Genomic DNA, 18,390 nt, shown 5'->3' with positions numbered 1-18,390 from the left:
CGAAGCTCTCTCCCCGCCGCAATGCCATGATGCCGTTGTCCTCCGCCCAAGCCGGCATCTGGTATGCGCAGCAATTGCACCCGGATAATCCGATGTACAACACCGGCGAATACGTCGTGATTCAAGGGCATGTGGATGCCGCTTGTTTCGAGGCAAGCTTGCGTCAGGCGGTTGCCGAGGCCGAATCGCTGAACATGGTGTTTGGCGAAAATGAGCAGGGACCCTGGCAGGCGCCGAACGGCGGCTCAGAGGAATGGCCATTCCATGTCATCGACGTACGGAACGAACCGGAACCGAACGAGGCGGCATGGTCTTGGATGAAACGGGATATGGAACAGACCGTCAATCTCGCCGTCGGTCCGCTTTTCGGGGAGGCGCTCTTCCGCATCTCGGACGACTGTTATTACTGGTATCAGCGCGTGCACCATATCGCGATCGACGGTTATGGCGTCTCGCTCCTTGCACGGCGGGTGGCCCAGCTGTACACGGCAATGGTGGACGGCAGGGCAAACGATGAAGCCGTGCAGACTGGAATTTCTTTTGGCCCGCTATGCTCCGTTCTGGACGAGGATGCCGCCTATCATTCATCCGACGCCAGGGAGCGGGACCGGCAGTTCTGGTTGGAACGGTTCGCCGATGCGCCGGACATCGTGAGTCTCGGCGAAGGCGCGCCGCGAACGGCCGACAGCTTCCTGCGCGAGAGTGCCGTGTTGTCCCACGCGGATCGCGAACGGTTGCAGTCCGCGGCTTCGCGGTACGGCGTAACCTGGCCGGATCTGCTCGTAGCCGCGGCCGCCGTCTACGTACACCGCATGACCGGGACGCAAGACGTCGTTCTGGCGCTGCCTGTCATGAGCCGTTTGGGAACGTCATCTTTGCGGGTGCCCGGCATGGTGATGAACGTGCTGCCGCTTCGCCTGAACGTGGAGCCGGAACAACGGCTGGACAGTCTCTTGAAGCAGATCGTGCAGGAGATCCGCAACGTGCGCAAGCATCAGCGATATCGTCATCAGGACCTGCGCAGGGACCTGGGACTTCTCGGAGAACATCGCAGATTGTTCGGCCCGATGATCAACGTGATGCCTTTTCATCATGAGCTGAACTTTGCCGGGCAACCCGGCATGATCCACAATCTATCGACAGGGCCCGTAGACGATCTGGCCATCCATGTGGTGGATCAGGGGCATGGTCATGGACTGCGCGTTGATATGGATGCCAATCCGTTGATCTATGGCAAGCAGGAGCTGCGGTCGCATCAGCTCCGATATTTACGCTTGCTCGACACCATTGTTCAAGAGAACGCCGCAGACCAGCCGATCGGCAATCTGAATGTACTGCTTCCGGCAGAGCGGAAACAAGTGCTTGAAGGGTGGAATGCGACCGATCAGGGCGTTCCCCAGCTGCATTCGGCAGCCATGGTCGAGCAGCAGGTTCGCCGGACGCCTTCCGCGGAGGCCGTAACCTGCGAGGGCCATACGCTGACGTATGCCGAATTGAACGAACAGGCCAACCGTCTCGCACATGCGCTGATCCGCCGTTTCGGGGCTGGTCCGGAGAAAATCGTGGCTATTGCCCTTCCCCGATCGCTGAATGTGGTCGTAGCAATCCTGGCGGTTCATAAAACAGGGGCAGCTTATCTTCCGCTTGACCCGGATTATCCGATAGATCGGCTGAACTACATGTTGTCCGATGCCGAACCGGCATGCCTGATCACGGTGGAGCACAGTATGCCAGACCGTTTGCGCGATATGCAAGTGTCTGTCATGCGATTGGATGATCCTGCCGTTCAGGCCGAGCTGGAAGAGCAGCCCGACTGTAATCCCGAGCAGGAGGATCGGACGGTTCCGGCATCGTTGGAGAATCCGGCATACATCATTTATACCTCCGGTTCCACCGGCAAGCCGAAAGGCGTAGCCGTGACCCATCGGGGGTTGTCCAACCTGCTTCAGGACATGCGTGGCCGCCTGAAGGTAGGTCCTCATGATCGCTGGATGGGCGTTACCACGATTGCGTTCGACATCTCGGTCATGGAGGTGTTCCTGCCGCTGGTTACAGGCGCGCGGCTCGACTTGGCACAGAAGGAAACGATTCTTGACCCGGCTGCCCTTGCCCGGCAAATGAGGGAGCAGGGAACGACCATCATGCAGGCAACCCCGACGTTATGGCAGTCGCTGGTGAACAGCCGTCCCGGACGATTTGACGGATTGACGGTCATTACCGGCGGCGAGGCGTTGACGGCCGAGCTGAAGCAAGCGTTGGAGGAGATGGGCTGTCAGGTCAACAACCAGTACGGCCCAACCGAAACGACGATCTACTCCACGGCAGGACGCATGAAGCCGGAGCATTCCGGCAAACCGTCGATCGGCGGTCCGGTCGGGAATACCCGCCTTTACGTGCTGGATCAGGGGCTGCAGCCAGCGGCGCCGGGCGTAGCCGGTGAATTGTACATCGCCGGAGATGGACTTGCTCGCGGTTATCTGGGCAGACCGGACCTGACGGCCGAGCGCTTCGTTGCCGATCCGTACGGATTGCCGGGCAGCCGGATGTACCGTACGGGGGACCTGGCCAGATGGCTTCCCGATGGGGAGATCGATTATTTGGGACGCGCGGATCATCAGATTAAAATTCGCGGCTTTCGCATCGAGCTTGGCGAGATCGAGTCGGTGATCGCAAGGATTCCGGGCATCGCCCAGGTCACGGTCATGGCGAGAGAGGATCAGCCCGGGCAGCGACGGCTGGCTGCCTATGTCGTTGCGGACGAGGCCTCCGGGCATGTGGAACTGACCGAGCTGCGCAGCCGCGTGGCCGAGGCATTGCCTGACTACATGGTACCGGCTGCATGGATGCAGCTGTCTGAAATGCCGCTGACGCCAAATAAAAAGATCGACCGCAAACGCCTGCCAATTCCATCCGTCCTGTCCCCATCCCAAGGCAGGGACGCGCGGACGCCGCAGGAGCAGATGATCTGCAGCCTGTTCGCGGAAGTGCTTGGCGTTGCCCGAGTCGGCATCGACGACGATTTCTTTGCGCTTGGCGGCCACTCCCTGCTCGCGGGAAGAGTGACGGCACGCGTGCGTGATATATTCGGCGTCGAGCTGAACATCGGCGTTCTGTTCGAGTCTCCGACGGCGGCCGCCCTGGCAAGAAGGCTAGATCATGCCCAGACGGCACGGCCATCCATTCAGCCGATTTCCCGGAAGGGCAGCATTCCGCTGTCTTTTGCGCAGCAAAGGTTGTGGTTCATGTATTGCCTGGAAGGACCCAGCCCGACCTACAATATCCCGCTTGTGGCGCGGTTGTCGGGCGTTCTGAATGAAGCCGTCCTGCGTGCGTCGCTGCAGGACGTCATCGATCGGCATGAGCCGCTGCGAACGCTATATCCGCGACAACTGGGCGCAGCGAGCCAAAGCATTTTGCCGAAAACCGACGAGCGTACCCGCATTCGATTTGAGACCGTTTCGGCCAAGGAGGATACGCTGCCAGGTTTGCTGCTGCAAGCCTCGCGTTACAGCTTCGAGCTGTCGGAGGAAACCTGCCTCCGCGCAATGCTATTCAAGATCGCTCCAAAGGAGCATGTGCTGCTGCTGCTGCTCCACCATATCGCAGGCGACGGCTGGTCGCTATCGCCGCTCTTGCGGGACGTATCCGAAGCATATCGGGCAAGGCTGCTGGGACAAGCGCCGGCATGGAGCCCGCTGCGCATTCAATATGCCGATTATGCGGCATGGCAGGGCAGGCTGCTTGGCGACGAACAGCGTGCGGACAGCCTGATCGCGAGGCAGCTGGACTACTGGAAACATCATCTTGACGGTCTGCCGGAGCAGGTGACGCTGCCTGCCGATTATGCCCGTCCGGTCGTATCCAGCTATGAGGGCGATACGGTTCCGTTTGCCATCGGCCCTGAGCTTCACGGCCAGCTCATGGCATTGGCACGCGAGAATAAGGTCAGCCTGTTCATGGTGCTGCATGCCGCCTTGAACGTGCTGCTGACCCGCATGGGTGCAGGCACGGATATCGTGATCGGAACGCCAATCGCCGGCAGGAACGACGATGCCCTCGACGAGGTGGTCGGCATGTTCATCAACACACTTGTCCTGCGTACCAGCACTCTGGGTGACCCAACGTTCCGCGAATTGCTGGAACGCGTGCGTACCGTGGATCTGGGGGCATACGAGCATCAGGATCTGCCGTTCGAGCGGCTGGTGGAAGTAATCAATCCTCCGCGTTCCCGCGCCAAACATCCGTTGTTCCAAATCATGCTGGTGCTCCAAAATACGCCGGACACCCCGCTTGATCTGCCGGGAGTTACGGCAGAAACGCTGGTGCATGGCGTTGGCGCATCCAAGTTCGATCTGACGGTCGAATTGACGGAGCAGCGCGGGCATGACGGCTCGCCAGCTGGCATATCGGGCGTGCTGGAGTATAGCACCGACCTGTTCCGCCGCTCCACGGCAGAAGAAATAGCTGTACGGTTGCGGCAAGTGCTGGATCATGCCGCATGGCACGCGGATGCGGCCATCGGCTCCTTCCCGGTGATCACACCGAAGGAGAGGGCTGCGCTCCAGCAAGAATGGGCGAGCCAAATCGATGAAACGGAGCAAGCAAAAGCGACCATTGCCGAACGTTTCGAGGTGCAGGCGGCCGCTCATCCGGACCATGTCGCGCTGATTCATGGGGAGCAGCACATCTCATACCAGGAGCTGAACGATCGTGCCAACCGGCTCGCGAGGCTTTTGATCGCCGAGGGCGTCGCTCCCGAGCAGATGGTTGCGCTTGCGCTGCCGCGGTCCATCCATATGGTGGTCGGCATTCTCGCCGTCCTGAAGGCAGGGGGCGCGTACCTCCCCCTTGATCCGAATTATCCGGAAGACCGGCTGATTCACATGCTGACCGACGCGAATCCCCGCGTCCTGATTGCCATCGGCGGGGTAAGGGCGCTGCTTCCGAACGTCGAATCGGTGTCCTGCATTCTCATGGACGATGAGGAAACTGTTGAACGATTGAACGCCCAACCAGCTCGTAATGTGTCTGACGACGAGCGTAACGGCCGCATGTCGCCGTTCAGCCCGGCCTACATGATTTATACGTCGGGATCGACAGGCAAACCAAAAGGCGTGGTCATACCCCAGCACAATGTCATTCGGCTGTTGGATGCCACGCAGCATTGGTATCAATTCGATGCAAGCGATACGTGGACCCTGTTCCACTCCTATGCTTTTGATTTCTCCGTTTGGGAAATCTGGGGGCCTTTGTTGCACGGCGGACGCCTTGTCGTTGTTCCGCACGAAATCAGCCGCTCGCCCGCAGCATTCCTTCGTTTGCTCGCCGAAGAGCGGGTAACGGTGTTGAACCAGACGCCGTCCGCTTTCTACCAGCTGATGCAGGCGGATCGCGAGGAGCCTGCCATCGGAAGGGAGCTGTCGCTGCGTTACGTCATTTTCGGCGGCGAGGCGCTGGAACTGGGACGGCTGGACGATTGGTACGCACGCCATGCCGACGATGCGCCGAAGCTGATCAACATGTACGGCATTACCGAAACGACGGTACATGTGAGCTACAAGGAACTGCATCGGGGCAGCGCGGACGAAGGGGCGAGCAGCTGGATCGGTTGCGCGATTCCCGATCTGCGGGTGTACGTGCTGGATGAGCGGCTGCAACCGGTGCCGACCGGAGTCGCGGGCGAGATGTATGTAGCCGGAGCCGGCCTTGCGCGCGGATATTGGAACCGGCCGGAGTTGACTGCAGAGCGATTCATCGCCGATCCGTACGGACCGCCGGGAGCCCGGATGTACCGGACGGGCGATCTGGCGAAACGCCTGCATGACGGATCGCTCGATTATTTGGGCCGCGCGGATCAGCAGGTGAAAATTCGCGGTTTCCGGATCGAACTGGGCGAAATTGAGGCTGTACTGGCCCGCCATGCGAGCGTTGCTCAGGCAGCGGTCGTCGTGCGGGAGGATCAGCCTGGAGACAAGCGCCTCGTCGCGTATGTCGTGCCCGCAGCGGACAACGCATCGCCGCCGGAGTGGGCTGCGCTGCGTCGCCATGCATCGGCAAGTTTGCCGGACTACATGGTGCCGTCGGCAGTGGTTGTCATGCAGGCGATCCCGCTGACGCCGAACGGCAAGCTGGACCGCAAAGCCCTGCCGATGCCGGAGATGCAGCTCGCCGCAGGCGGCAGGGCACCGCGTAATCCGCAGGAGGAGATTCTTTGCGACCTGTTCGCCGAGGTATTGGGCCTTCGCGGTGTAAGCATCGACGACAGCTTCTTCGAACTGGGCGGGCATTCCCTGCTGGCCGTGCGTCTTATGAGCCGGATTCGGGAAGCGCTCGGCAAGGAGCCGGGCATCGGCATCCTGTTCGAAACGGCGACCGTGGCAGGTTTGGCGGAGCGGCTGAAAATGGATGGCGAATCGGGCACGGGTTCGCTTCAAGTGCTGCTGCCGCTCAGACCACATGGGGAGCAGTCGCCATTGTTCTGCATCCATCCTGCCGGGGGACTTAGCTGGTGTTATGCCGGGTTGATGAAGCATCTTGGCATGGATGTTCCGATTTACGGGTTACAGGCCCGCGGCATCGCCCAAGCCGAAGACCTGCCGGCCACGCTGGATGCGATGACGGCGGATTACATCCGCCACGTTCGTTCCATCCAGCCGCAAGGGCCATATCGCCTGTTGGGCTGGTCGCTGGGCGGCAATGTCGCCCAAGCCATGGCCGTGCAGCTGCAGGCTGAGGGAGAGGAAGTCGAGCTGCTGGCCATGCTCGATTCGTATCCGAGCCATTACTTGCCGATCCGGGGCGAACCGGACGAGGAAGAGGCGCTGACCGCCTTGCTGGCACTGGGCGGATACGATCCGGACAGCATCGGCGATGCGCCGCTGGACATGTCTACGGCGATGCGCATATTGCGCAGCGAGGGCAGTGCGCTGGCCAGCCTCGACGAGGAAACGATCATGAAGCTGCGCAGGACATACGAAAATTCCGTGCGCATCCTGGGCAAATACAAGCCGTCGCGCTTCGATGGCGAGCTGCTTTTCTTCCGTTCCACCATCATTCCCGATTGGTTCGACCCCATCGATCCCGAGATGTGGAACGAATATGTCGGCGGCGGCATGGAGCGCCACGATATTCATTGCAGGCACAAGGACCTGTGCCAGCCCGGGCCGCTTACGGAGATATGCCGCACACTCGCGGCCAAACTCGATGCACTGGGCAAACGCAGCGACGGCTAAGTTCAGCCGAAGCGGATCTCCGCTCGCCCCTTGGACGGGCGGGGCAAAGCTTTGCGTTTTGAATCCGATCCATTTGCTTTTATACGCTTTAAAGGGGGATACACCTATGACGAACCCGTTTGAACGGGAGGATGGCAACTACGTGGTATTGATGAATGACGAGGGCCAGTATTCGCTCTGGCCGGCATCCATTGAGATTCCGGCGGGCTGGACGATGATGCTGGGCAAGGCCAAACGGCGGGTTTGCCTGGACTATATCGCCGAGCAGTGGACCGATCTGAAGCCGATCAGCCTATTTGACGAGCAGGGCGCGCCTGGTATGGTACACGAGGGGGTGAATTGAGAAGCGCGCCACGAGGAATTTGATTCGCTATCGGCAATGGAACGATGTGAAGTTCAATATGAACCAGGGGAACGATGCGCATATCAACGCACCAGTCTCTCAAGGATTTCTTCCATCGTTACAATCTCCGGTTGTTGCGGAAGCTCTCCCGCGGTCGAGCAGGCTGCCAGCATGTGATTGTCATCCAGACGCTGGCTGAAGAAGCGATACGCCCTGGTTTGGGGACAATGCCAATGCCCGGCTCCGTCGGGCAGGATGGAGAACGACTCCAGCGGCATGGACAACCCTGTGCCAACGGCTTTGATGTAGCTTTCTTTAAGCGTCCATAACCGGTAAAAGGCTTCCAGCCGAGCCGCTGCAGGCAATGTGGCCAAATAGCCGTTCTCTTCTTTAGAGAAAAAACGTTCCGCAATGTGCATGTCGATCGGCGCGATTTGCTCTACATCCACGCCAAGCGGAGCCCGGCCGCCCGAGATAAGTGCGATCCAGCTGCCGGAATGGGATAGGTTGAACGGCACATCGCCATCCGGATCGCGGGTCAGCAGGGACGGTTTGCCGTAGGCATTCTGCGTGAAGGACAATTCATCCGGTCGCAGCCCAAGCTTTTGTCCCAGCGTGACCCTTGCGAGTACTTCCCCGAGTACAGAGCGGTACGCATCGACCCGATGCACGAAGCGGGCCGCTTTTTCCCGTCGTTCGGAAGAGACTTGAGAGAGAAGCAGGTTCCAATGTTCTTCGTTTAGTACCGCTGGGACAGAGAGAATATGCATGTTCATCGTCATTGTCATATGTCATCACCTAACGGTTGTATTCGGCATACGGAAGCGGCTTTCCTTTAAGGAAATGCCCTCCGTTTTACACGGCCTAAATTCTTTTTCACGGGTATTTTACCCGTTTGGAATGGATATAGGTTAGAATAGAAGAAGAATGCACGATTAGGAGATGTGAAATATGGCTAATGATGAAGTTATTTTGACGCAGGAAGGTTTGCAAAAGCTGGAGGACGAGCTGAGGGAATTGAAGACGGTCAAGCGCAAGGAATTGGCTGAGCGTCTGAAGCTTGCGATCAGTTACGGTGACCTGAAGGAGAATAGTGAGTATCATTCAGCCAAAGACGATCAGGCATTTATGGAAACTCGGATTTTGCAGTTGGAGAAGATGCTGACCAAGGCGCGGGTGGTTTCGGCCGACAACCTGAATTCGGACCGGGTGGGCATCGGTTCTACCGTGGTATTAAATGACATCGAGTTTAAGGAAAAACTGGAGTACCAACTGGTCGGTCCGGCAGAAGCGGACGTGGCGGACAACAAAATTTCCTATGAAAGCCCGCTCGGCAAGGAATTAATGGGCAAAGAAGTGGGAAGCGTCATTCACGTCAATGCGCCGATGGGCATCATCAAATACGAGCTGCTTGAAATCAAAACGGTATGACCTGACTTCTTGGGGGCAAACGACCATCTCTTTGGTTGTTCGCCCCTTCTTTATTGTGGTTTGGTTACATTCGCGGCAACTTGTTGTTTAAAGGCAAGGACATTGACCCACACTGCTTTTGAAGAGGGAACATAACGAGACTCCATATTGCTCTCCGAGAACGAAACACGATCCCGGAGGAAACGGATTGTATTTGACCATGGGGAAAAGAAAATGAGTCGCAAAAAGCGCATCATGGCCAAATTTGGTTAATCTGAATAGAGGGCAAGGCAGCATATTTTTGTGCCAAGTCATTGTAATAAAATAACATTTTGACTTATTTCGATTTTTTGAATGACCTGACACGGAGAGTAGTATATAATAACGAAATAAATTTAGGACAGGTGGAGTAGATACATGAATTTAGGTCATTCCAATTTGGATCCAAACAGCTCCGGCAAGGGGGAACGCTTCTCACGCGCAGGTTTCATCCTGGCTGCGATCGGCAGCTCGGTGGGTTTGGGAAATATGTGGAAGTTCCCTTATATCACGGGGGAAAACGGGGGAGCGGCATTCTTCCTGCTCTTTATCGTCTGTCTTCTGTTGATCGGTCTGCCCGTTCTGCTGGCTGAGCTTGCGATTGGACGCAGCGGCCGCGGAAGCGCCGCCACGGCTTTCATCAAGGCAGGCGGAGGCAAGGGATGGCTGGCTGCAGGATTGCTGCAGGTGCTGACGCCGTTCATCATTTTGTCGTTTTATCTCATCATTGCAGGCTGGACCCTGCATTACGCGGTAACATCCTTTAGCGGAGCCTTGTACAACAATCAGGACTTTGCCGGGCAATTCAGTTCCTTTATGGGCGGATACTTGCCGATCGTTTGGCAGCTCGTGTCCGTTCTCATTACCGGTTTGATCGTTGCCAAAGGGGTATCCGGCGGGATCGAGAAATTCAACAAAGTATTGATTCCGGCGATGCTGGTATTGTTGCTCGTGCTGATGGTTCGCGCATTGACATTGCCTGGAGCAGGAGCGGGAGCATCGTTCTTCCTGAACCCCGACTTCTCGCAATTAACGACCGAATCGGCGCTTGTGGCACTCGGACATGCCTTCTTCTCCCTGTCGCTGGGGATGGGGATCCTGGTCACATACGGCTCTTATGTAGACAAGAATCAATCCCTTGGAGCGGCTACCGTCGCCGTCGGCGCGGGTGACTTGTTATATGCCTTCATTGCAGGGCTGATTATCTTCCCGACGACGTTTTCGTTCGGCATTGCGCCTGACCAAGGACCATCGCTCATCTTCATCGCTTTGCCTGCGGCTTTCTCGGCGATGCCGCTGGGTTTCTTGTTCGGCGGACTGTTCTTCGTGCTGCTGGCCATTGCGGCGTTGACTTCGGCTGTATCGCTGCTGGAGGTGCCGGTCAAATACTTTATGGAAAGACTGTCGTGGAGCCGCAGCCGCTCCGTTTGGGTGCTTTCCCTCGCTGTCTTTATCGTAGGCATTCCGGCCGCATTGTCGATGGGACTTATGCCGGAGCTGAAAATCAATGGCACGGACGTGTTCAGCTGGATGGACTTTGTTGCTTCCAACATCCTGCTGCCCATTGGCGGATTGCTGGTGACCATTTTTGCAGGTTACTTCTGGAAAAATGCAGCCGAAGCTTCCGGCTTGAACGCCGGCTGGTTCAAAGTATGGCTGTTCATGCTTCGGTATGTAGCGCCCGTTCTTGTGTTCCTGGTATTGCTGCATACTTCAGGCATCATTCATTTTTAAAACCAAGGGCGGGCAATTCACCCGCACCCTGGACATGTATTGTTCAGTTTTACCAACCATAAAACCTCTTGGAAGAAAAGCGAAAGGCCTTGTGTTCCCTTTGCAATTTTGGGACAATAAGGTGTAGAGGTTTTTTGAGCGAAGCGCAGTCTGTCTCCATATTAGGAAGTTTATCGAAAGACGTTTGGCTTGCGGTTCATCAATAGACCATATGCTTTTTGCGAAAAGAGGATAGCATAATGAACAAACCATCCATCTATGGATTAACTTTAGATCAATTGCGTTCCTGGCTGCCGGAGCATGGACAGAAGAAATCCCGTGCTTCCCGGATCTGGGAACATCTATATCAGGAGCGCTCTCGCGATTTCACGGATATGACCGATGTGCGCCAGGAGTGTCTTGACGTGCTGGCCGAGCATTTTACGATGAATTCGGTCAGCGAACACGTGAAGCAGGAGTCGGCCGACGGCACGGTCAAATTTCTGCTCCGCCTTTATGACGGCAATCTGATCGAAACGGTCTTGATGCGGCAAAAATACGGCTTGACCGTCTGCGTAACCACGCAGGTGGGTTGTAACATCGGCTGCAGCTTCTGCGCGAGCGGCCTGATCAAGAAGAGCCGGGACTTGTCTGCCGGAGAGATCGTTGAACAGGTCATGCACGTGCAGCGTCATCTGGATGCGGCCGGCAAAGGCGAACGCGTCACCAATATCGTGGTGATGGGCATCGGCGAGCCGTTCGACAACTTCCAGAACATGTCCGATTTTATCGAAGTGATCAAGGATCGGAAGGGTCTTGCGCTTGCGGCGAAACGCATTACCGTTTCCACAAGCGGACTGCCGGACAAAATCAAGGAGTTTGCCGACAGCAGCCTGCAGGTGAATCTGGCGATTTCATTGCATGCGCCGAACAACGAGCTGCGGACACGGATCATGAAGATCAACCGTGCGTTCCCGATTGAGCAGCTGATGGACGCCGTGGATTATTACCTGCAAACGACGAACAAACGCATCATGTTCGAATATATTTTGCTGCGCGATGTCAATGATCAACGCGAGCATGCGGCCGAGCTGGCCGAATTGCTTTCCAGCCGGAAGAGCATGGTGAGCGTGAACTTGATCCCGTACAACCCGGTCGATGAACACAGCCAGTATCAGCGAAGTACGGAGGAATCGATTCTCGGATTCTATGATACGCTGAAGAAAAACAACATCAATGCAACGGTGCGTATGGAGCACGGCACAGATATTGACGCCGCTTGCGGACAGCTGCGCAGCAAACAGATGAAAAAACAGCAGCCAGGTCAACTGGCGCTGGGGCAGTAGTGTCTGGGCGCATGCCAATGAAGCTGTGACTGCGGGCTTACTGCAAAGGCACTAAAGCGAATAAAACGCCTATGCACTCCACTTTGTAGAAGTAGGTGCATAGGCGTTTTTGCGTTATCTTTGGGCGTATTGTGGCGATTTCGCTCGCGAACAGCCCTAATTCAATGTTTTGGTCATGAGCAAGTGCGGAATGCCATCCTCCAGAAAAACGTCCGAAGCCGGGGCGTATCCAAGTCGTTCGTAGAAGCCGGAGGCCTGTACCTGAGCGTGAAGTTTCGCTTTGACCAGCCCTTGATCCAAGGACATCTGTTCCAGCTTGTCGATGAGCACTCTTCCAAGACCGTGCTTGCGATATTCCATCATAACGCAGATTCGCTCCAGCTTGGCCGTTTGCTCGACAACGCGCAGTCTGGCCGAGGCGGCAGGCTCCCCATCGACATGTACAAGGATGTGACGGGCTTCCGTATGAAGCGCATCGTACTGGTCGAACTCGTCTTCTGCCGGCACCCCTTGTTCTTCAACGAAAATGGCTTTGCGAATGGCAAAGCAGGCTTCCAATTGTTCCTGATTTTGAACTTCTGTCACCGTAGTATTCATGAAAATGTCCCCTTTGGTCGGTAATAACCCTTTTCGGCATGGTACACTGAACTTGTCCTGCAATATCAGCGAGAATCGACATCGGAGCGTATGCATCCTGATATTGCAAGTAAAACAACCGCTAAACGTGGTCTGTTTCCTGTGAGTTGCATCAATCAGATGTTTAGTTATAATATCAGCAAGAATCGGCATCGGAGCGTATGCATCCTGATATTGCAAGTAAAACAACCGCTAAACGTGGTCTGTCTCCTGTGAGTTGCATCAATCAGATGTTTAGTTATAATATCAGCAAGAATCGACATCGGGGCTTATGCATCCTGATATTGCAAGTAAAACAACCGCTAAGCGTGGTCTGTCTCCTGAGAATTGCATCAATCGGATGTTTTAGTTATAACACCAACTATGTTGCGAATGCAACAAAAAGCATAGAAGGGCGTGAATGAGCTTGAAAGAGGTCTTGCGCGAAATCGGCATGATTGCCCGTTGTCTCGATTCCATCAGCAACATCGAGTTTCAGCACCTGAACCTGTCCCGGGGGCAGTACCTTTATCTTTATCGCATCTGCGAAAATCCCGGCATTATCCCCAATCAGCTGGCCGAGCTGATCAAGGTTGACCGGACGACGGCTGCCCGGGCCATCAGTAAACTGGAGTCGGACGGTTTTATCGTCAAGAAGCCTCAGCAGGGCAATAAAAAGAACAAGCTGCTGTATCCCACCGAGGCGGGACTGGAAGCTTGGGAATTCATTCGCCGGGAAGGCGTGCATTCGGACCAGGTTACGCTTGCCGGATTTACGCCTGAAGAGATCGAAACAGCGGTCCGATTGCTGCGCCGGATGCGCCACAATATTGAAGTGGATTGGAAGTTCGTCAAGAAAGGCGGCCGAAGAGCCTACATGGATTCCACCGAATGAAGCCTACACATGCTGAATTACATCCCTTGGGCGTGCGCCGAACTTGTTTCGGGGATGCTCGTGATCAGAAGGCGGCACACGAGATTCAGAATCAGGAGGAAAGTATGAAACGTACATGGCGAATCTGGATTCCAGCATTGGTGGTGGCAACCGTTGTGCTGGTGGCGGTGACTTTTATGTTAAAGGAAAGATTCGTGATGAACGAAAACTCCCCCACGGCATCGTTTATCCAAAATCATATGACCAATCCCAATGGCACGTTGGCCTCTTATTTACAGGACGCGCGTTCGGAGAATCCCGATATCGTCGCAGGACGTGAAGCACTGTCCGAGTCGATCGGCCTGTGGATGCAATATGCGGTGGCCAAAAATGATCAGGCCATGTTTGAGCAGAGTTATACATTGTTAAAAACGTATTTTCTCATGCCGCAAAAGTACATAGCCTGGAAGCTGGATGCGGATGGAACATCGCATGTGACGACCAATGCGCTTGGCGATGATTTCCGCATCGTGAATGCCTTGTTGGCCGCAGCCGACCAGTGGGCCGACGGGAGAGAGGACAAGCTGCAAACGGCAGCCGCCATCTCTCGCGTGTTGACGGAATTCGTGCAGCAGCATGGATACTATGTCGATTTCCATGATTTCTCCAATGGTTATTCGTCGGATCTATTAAGCCTGGTCTATGTGGATCTGCCTGCCCTGAAAGCGATGGAGTCGCATGAAATGCTGCAGCCGGGGACCTATGGCAAATACAAAAGCCTGCTTCAAAGCATGCCTGATGATGGCGTGTTTTATGCCAAAACCTTTGATCCATCGACCAAACAATTTGCATATAGCGATACGGTAAATTTGATTGACCAATTGATCATTGCCAACCATTTGATGGAGACCCCGCGCAAACCCGACAAACTGATCACTTTTCTGAAAAAGGAAATGAACCGGCTGCACTACCTTCCGGGCCAGTACAACCGTACCCAGCGCACGCCTTCCGTTACTTATGAGTCGCCTGCCGTTTACGGTCTTGCCATCGAGCTAGCCATTCGGGCAGACGATCCCAAGTGGGCGAAGCAGCTGTACAAACAGATGGTGAAATTGCGGGATCAAGACTCCCGCTATCCGGGAGGATACGTTTCGGGCGGGAATACGCATATGTTTGATAACCTCGTCGCTTTGCTCGGGGAGACGAAATTGTATCATTTCTTGAAATAGTATATGAAAATAGTATATAAAAATTTTCATTTCAATTACGATTGTTTATGCTAGTATATAATTGTCAAACGGTGTCATAAATTAGCGAAATAACGTTTGGAAAAACGTCTGGAAAGAAGGGAACCATGAGAAACAAAGCGCCCATCCTTCGCATGGCTTGGGGTTATGCCATTTTGATCGGGTTAGCGGTCATTCAACAGCTGCTCGTTTATCTCAAGCTGTATCTCAATCAAAGCTACACTCTTATTGATGTTGTATTCAGCATCGCTGCCCTTGGCGCGCTGGTCGTTGGTTTCGTCATACCGGTAGGCGTCTCTGTCGTCATTGGATTTATTTATTTGGTGTCTTATTTTGTATGGCTTGTAACGTATGCCGATGTGAACGTCATCTCGTTTTCCTGGTGGCTGCTCATTCCGGCTAACGTGGCTGTGGTAGCCTTTATCAAGGTAGGGCTCGTACGCAGCGCACGCGTGATGGAGCGATTGCAGGAGCTGCAGGACCGCAATCCCGAGGTTGACCTCGATACGTCGCTGGGAAATCGCGAGGCTTTTGCCGATACGGTCATCAAACAGAGCAATTTGGCGAAGCGTTACTCGGACCAATACGGCTTCAGCATGGCCATGTTCAAAATCGAGTTTTTGTCGCTGGTACAGGAATCGCTCGGCTCCGTCCGTTATGCCCAATTTTTGCAGGAACTATCGAATACGATTCAGAAGCAGATCCGGTATGAGGATTATAAGTTTTACGTGGATCGCGGACGTTTCGTTATTTTATGTCCGATGACCAATGCGGACTTTTTGCCGGAGATGACGAAGCGAATCAGAGATGCCATGATGAACCTCCAGTTTATCGACAAAAAAGGAAACGAGCTGCAAACCGTGATCAAGTCCGGGGCATTGGTGTTCCAAAAAGAGCAGTTTGACAAGTACGAACATGTCGATGCGGTAATCGCCGCTCTTGAGCGCAACACGGAAACGGACCTTATTGGAGAATACATCTAGACTGAAGGGGAGGATCATCCATGGATTATGTATCCTGGTTTATCCCGCTTTGCATTGCGGTAAGCAGTTTTTTTATCATCTCGATCCTTATACTGACCGTGGCTACGCTGCGTTTCCGGGAACGGATCAACAGAAAATATGATCGGAGGAGAATGAATGGCTGATACCGTGTTATTGCTGTCCATTCTCAGCATCTGGATCTCCGTGACCGAAGCCATTATCATCATGGCCGGGGCCATTCGATTCATTCATCGCCAGGAAAAGCAACCCATCGAAATTCCCGTGAATATGGATCACTTTCCAACGGTGTCGGTGTTGGTGCCCGCCCATAACGAAGGGCTTGTCATTGTGTCTACCGTGGAGCATATTCTACGTTTGAATTATCCTGAGCATAAGGTGCAGGTCATTGTCATTGCTGACAACTGCACGGACGATACGGCCGAACGCTTGAAAAAACTGAAGGCCAATACGAGCTATGCCGAGCGGGATTTCACGATTCTTGAGCGAACCGGCGCGGGCGGCAAATCCGGAGCGTTGAATGACGCTCTTCAAATGTCCACGGGCGAATGGATTTGCGTATATGATGCCGATGCCGCGCCTGAACGCAACGCATTGTTATTTCTGGTGCAAAAAGCGCTCGAAAACCCGGAGAAGCACGGCGCTGTTTTTGGCCGGAACAAAGCCCGCAATCGTGGACAGAACTTTCTCTCCCATTGTATCAATCTCGAGCTTGTGACCGTGCAGCGCGTCCACCATACCGGATTGTGGGAACTGTTCAAGCTGGGTACGATTCCCGGAACCAACTATATCATCAAATCCCAGTTGATCAGGGAAATCGGAGGCTGGGACCCGGACGCGATTACGGAGGATACGGCGGTTTCCTTCGATGTGCTCACGCGTGGGCAGCTTATCGCGCTGGCTCCGCGTGCCGAGGCCTATCAGCAGGAGCCGGAGCAGTTGCAGGTTTACATGAAACAGAGACAGCGTTGGTCCAAAGGCAACTACCAGGTGGTCATCGATAATGTGAAACACCTGTTTGACCGTACCAGTTGGAGAATCAAGCTGCACGTGCTTTATTATGCGGCAAGCTATTTTTGGTTCATGATCGCCATTCTCGTATCGGACATCATTTTTGTATCCAACATCATCTATCAGATTGTTGCGTTATTCAAACCTGATGTCGTCTCGCCGTTCCAGTTTGCCGGAGACGTATACGTATATCTCGTGATTGCCTGGGCACTTATGTATTACATTTATGTTCTGCAAATCACGCTGGCGCTTTCGGCCGATATCGGGCAGTTGAACACACGGAATTTTATCGTGGCATGTATATCCTACTTCACGTACGCTCAGTTATTCCTGATCATCTCCGTGAAGGCATTTATCTCCCTGATCGGGGACAAAATTCTCCGCAGGGAAACAAAGTGGTACAAAACCCAGCGCTTTGGCTGATGTCGCTTGTTAAACGTAAAGGACTGTTTTCCGGTTGATTCCGGGGACGGTCTTTTTGCGTTAGGCGTACCATACTGCGCGACGTTTTGCACATTTACGGGAGAGGTATGCACAATTTGTGGGGATAACCGTTGAAAAGGGAACAGCCCCGATATCTATCCACATGTGGATAAATCATTCGGGGCATAACAAAGGAGTTTCTGCACAGGTTGTACACATCGTATGGATAAATGGCTTGGGTTACGATGGCTGCGCGGCACGGACATACACGCGTTCGCCGTGCCAGTCGACTTCTACCGGAGCTTCGAAAAAACGGGTCAGCACATCCACGTCCATCAGGTCTTTGGTGAGTCCGCGCTCCACCACCTCGCCCCTGCGCAGCAGCAGGCTGTGCCGAAAAGCCGGCAGAATCTCTTCCGTATGATGGGTGACATAAATAAGCGAAGGCGTATCTTCCCTGGCAGCCAATGCACTGATGCTGTTCAACAGCTGTTCCCTGGAGAACAGATCGAGGCCGTTGCACGGTTCGTCGAGAATCAGAATGCGCGGATTGGCCATCAGCGCGCGGGCGATAAGCAGCTTCTGCTTCTCTCCCTGCGAACAGGTGCGGTATTCGCGGTCCCAGAGATGCCCGCAGCCGAGCGTGTTCATCCAATGCTTGGCTTGATCGAGGTCATTATCATCCAACTTGTCGTACAGCCCAATCGTGGCGTGTTTGCCGCTGATCACGACGTATTGCGTACGATCCGTTCCGTGCAGCTTCTCCTGCAGGGAGGAGCTGACCCAGCCGATGGACTTTCGTAGTTGACGCAAGTCGACGTCTCCATACGTGTGCCCCAGCACCGAGATGCTGCCTTCGGTCGGCCACAAATAACCGGTAATCATGTTGAGTAGCGTTGTTTTGCCCGACCCGTTGAGGCCAAGCAGGGCCCAGTGCTCGCCATCGCCCACCTGCCAGGTCACATCGTTCAGCAAGGTGAGCGGCCCTCTTTTCCACGTTACATGCTGCACATCAATCATCATGTCAGTTACCCTTCTTTCCATTGACCTATTCCTCGATATCCTGAAAAATGCCGTCTTTGCGATCCATGCTTATATGTCAGCTTTTGTACATTGTAGACCGAATGCGCGCCAAT

Annotated in this window: 13 protein-coding genes; 10 read left to right on the top strand and 3 right to left on the bottom strand. The window is 54.7% G+C overall.

Translation table 11 applies throughout. The features are described from left to right. Positions 1–26 precede the first annotated feature (26 nt). On the top strand, positions 27–7,232 hold the full coding sequence (locus RSX24_RS17320; protein WP_343261402.1) for a non-ribosomal peptide synthetase: 7,206 nt from the start codon (positions 27–29) through the stop codon (positions 7,230–7,232). 106 nt (positions 7,233–7,338) lie between these two features. Then, the gene (locus RSX24_RS17315) at positions 7,339–7,575 is read left to right on the top strand and encodes an MbtH family protein (protein WP_343261294.1); all 237 of its coding nucleotides are present in this window, start codon (positions 7,339–7,341) and stop codon (positions 7,573–7,575) included. Between the two features lie 83 nt (positions 7,576–7,658). On the opposite strand, the gene RSX24_RS17310 is transcribed toward RSX24_RS17315, so the two are convergent. After that, positions 7,659–8,363 carry a 4'-phosphopantetheinyl transferase family protein gene (locus tag RSX24_RS17310; protein WP_343261293.1) on the bottom strand — a complete coding sequence of 235 codons (705 nt, stop codon included), beginning with the start codon at positions 8,361–8,363 and terminating at the stop codon, positions 7,659–7,661. A 163-nt stretch (positions 8,364–8,526) separates the two neighbouring features. Here RSX24_RS17310 and greA point away from each other — a divergent pair, with 163 nt between their 5' ends. From greA to rlmN, 3 genes are all read left to right on the top strand, one after another. Then, complete coding sequence (greA, locus tag RSX24_RS17305; protein ID WP_236413444.1) at positions 8,527–9,006, top strand: transcription elongation factor GreA; 480 nt, start codon at positions 8,527–8,529, stop codon at positions 9,004–9,006. Between the two features lie 396 nt (positions 9,007–9,402). Continuing rightward, a complete protein-coding gene (locus tag RSX24_RS17300) occupies positions 9,403–10,758 on the top strand; it encodes a sodium-dependent transporter (protein WP_236413443.1) in 1,356 nt (451 codons plus the stop codon). Positions 10,759–10,997: 239 nt separating this feature from the next. Continuing rightward, positions 10,998–12,083: a dual-specificity RNA methyltransferase RlmN gene (gene rlmN, locus RSX24_RS17295; protein ID WP_343261292.1), complete on the top strand. Its 1,086-nt coding sequence runs from the start codon at positions 10,998–11,000 to the stop codon at positions 12,081–12,083. A 156-nt stretch (positions 12,084–12,239) separates the two neighbouring features. Here rlmN and RSX24_RS17290 read toward each other — a convergent pair whose 3' ends face one another. Continuing rightward, complete coding sequence (locus RSX24_RS17290) at positions 12,240–12,680, bottom strand: GNAT family N-acetyltransferase (RefSeq protein ID WP_236413441.1); 441 nt, start codon at positions 12,678–12,680, stop codon at positions 12,240–12,242. 445 nt (positions 12,681–13,125) lie between these two features. Between RSX24_RS17290 and RSX24_RS17285 the strand changes: the two genes are divergently transcribed. The 5 genes from RSX24_RS17285 (at position 13,126) to RSX24_RS17265 (ending at position 17,254) form a co-directional block, all read left to right on the top strand. Beyond that, entirely contained in the window at positions 13,126–13,593 is a 468-nt protein-coding gene (locus tag RSX24_RS17285; RefSeq protein ID WP_236413744.1) for a MarR family winged helix-turn-helix transcriptional regulator, read from the top strand. Between the two features lie 104 nt (positions 13,594–13,697). After that, positions 13,698–14,801 carry a glycosyl hydrolase family 8 gene (locus RSX24_RS17280; RefSeq protein WP_343261291.1) on the top strand — a complete coding sequence of 368 codons (1,104 nt, stop codon included), beginning with the start codon at positions 13,698–13,700 and terminating at the stop codon, positions 14,799–14,801. Positions 14,802–14,926: 125 nt separating this feature from the next. Beyond that, positions 14,927–15,802, top strand: coding sequence for a diguanylate cyclase domain-containing protein (locus RSX24_RS17275; RefSeq protein WP_343261290.1), 876 nt, complete (start codon positions 14,927–14,929; stop codon positions 15,800–15,802). 20 nt (positions 15,803–15,822) lie between these two features. After that, positions 15,823–15,966, top strand: a complete 144-nt coding sequence (locus RSX24_RS17270; RefSeq protein ID WP_236413438.1) for a hypothetical protein — start codon at positions 15,823–15,825, stop codon at positions 15,964–15,966. Continuing rightward, positions 15,959–17,254 carry a glycosyltransferase family 2 protein gene (locus RSX24_RS17265; RefSeq protein ID WP_343261289.1) on the top strand — a complete coding sequence of 432 codons (1,296 nt, stop codon included), beginning with the start codon at positions 15,959–15,961 and terminating at the stop codon, positions 17,252–17,254. The genes RSX24_RS17270 and RSX24_RS17265 overlap by 8 nt, the downstream gene beginning before the upstream one ends. 240 nt (positions 17,255–17,494) lie before the next feature. Here the strand turns inward: RSX24_RS17265 and RSX24_RS17260 are convergent, their stop codons facing one another. Beyond that, positions 17,495–18,277: an ABC transporter ATP-binding protein gene (locus RSX24_RS17260; RefSeq protein WP_343261288.1), complete on the bottom strand. Its 783-nt coding sequence runs from the start codon at positions 18,275–18,277 to the stop codon at positions 17,495–17,497. Between the last annotated feature and the right edge of the window lie 113 nt (positions 18,278–18,390).

This window comes from Paenibacillus hubeiensis (assembly GCF_032334105.1).
Classification (GTDB): domain Bacteria; phylum Bacillota; class Bacilli; order Paenibacillales; family Paenibacillaceae; genus Paenibacillus; species Paenibacillus hubeiensis.
The sequence above is the reverse complement of the archived record's forward strand: the minus strand, read 5'-3'. Positions and strand labels throughout refer to the sequence as shown.

Bases quoted from the DNA above. Each gene is read 5' to 3' on its own strand.
- RSX24_RS17320 (WP_343261402.1), top strand. From the start codon at position 27: ATGATGCCGTTGTCCTCCGCCCAAGCCGGCATCTGGTATGCGCAGCAA.
- RSX24_RS17315 (WP_343261294.1), top strand. From the start codon at position 7,339: ATGACGAACCCGTTTGAACGGGAGGATGGCAACTACGTGGTATTGATG.
- RSX24_RS17310 (WP_343261293.1), bottom strand. From the start codon at position 8,363: ATGACAATGACGATGAACATGCATATTCTCTCTGTCCCAGCGGTACTA.
- greA (WP_236413444.1), top strand. From the start codon at position 8,527: ATGGCTAATGATGAAGTTATTTTGACGCAGGAAGGTTTGCAAAAGCTG.
- RSX24_RS17300 (WP_236413443.1), top strand. From the start codon at position 9,403: ATGAATTTAGGTCATTCCAATTTGGATCCAAACAGCTCCGGCAAGGGG.
- rlmN (WP_343261292.1), top strand. From the start codon at position 10,998: ATGAACAAACCATCCATCTATGGATTAACTTTAGATCAATTGCGTTCC.
- RSX24_RS17290 (WP_236413441.1), bottom strand. From the start codon at position 12,680: ATGAATACTACGGTGACAGAAGTTCAAAATCAGGAACAATTGGAAGCC.
- RSX24_RS17280 (WP_343261291.1), top strand. From the start codon at position 13,698: ATGAAACGTACATGGCGAATCTGGATTCCAGCATTGGTGGTGGCAACC.
- RSX24_RS17275 (WP_343261290.1), top strand. From the start codon at position 14,927: ATGAGAAACAAAGCGCCCATCCTTCGCATGGCTTGGGGTTATGCCATT.
- RSX24_RS17270 (WP_236413438.1), top strand. From the start codon at position 15,823: ATGGATTATGTATCCTGGTTTATCCCGCTTTGCATTGCGGTAAGCAGT.
- RSX24_RS17265 (WP_343261289.1), top strand. From the start codon at position 15,959: ATGGCTGATACCGTGTTATTGCTGTCCATTCTCAGCATCTGGATCTCC.
- RSX24_RS17260 (WP_343261288.1), bottom strand. From the start codon at position 18,277: ATGATGATTGATGTGCAGCATGTAACGTGGAAAAGAGGGCCGCTCACC.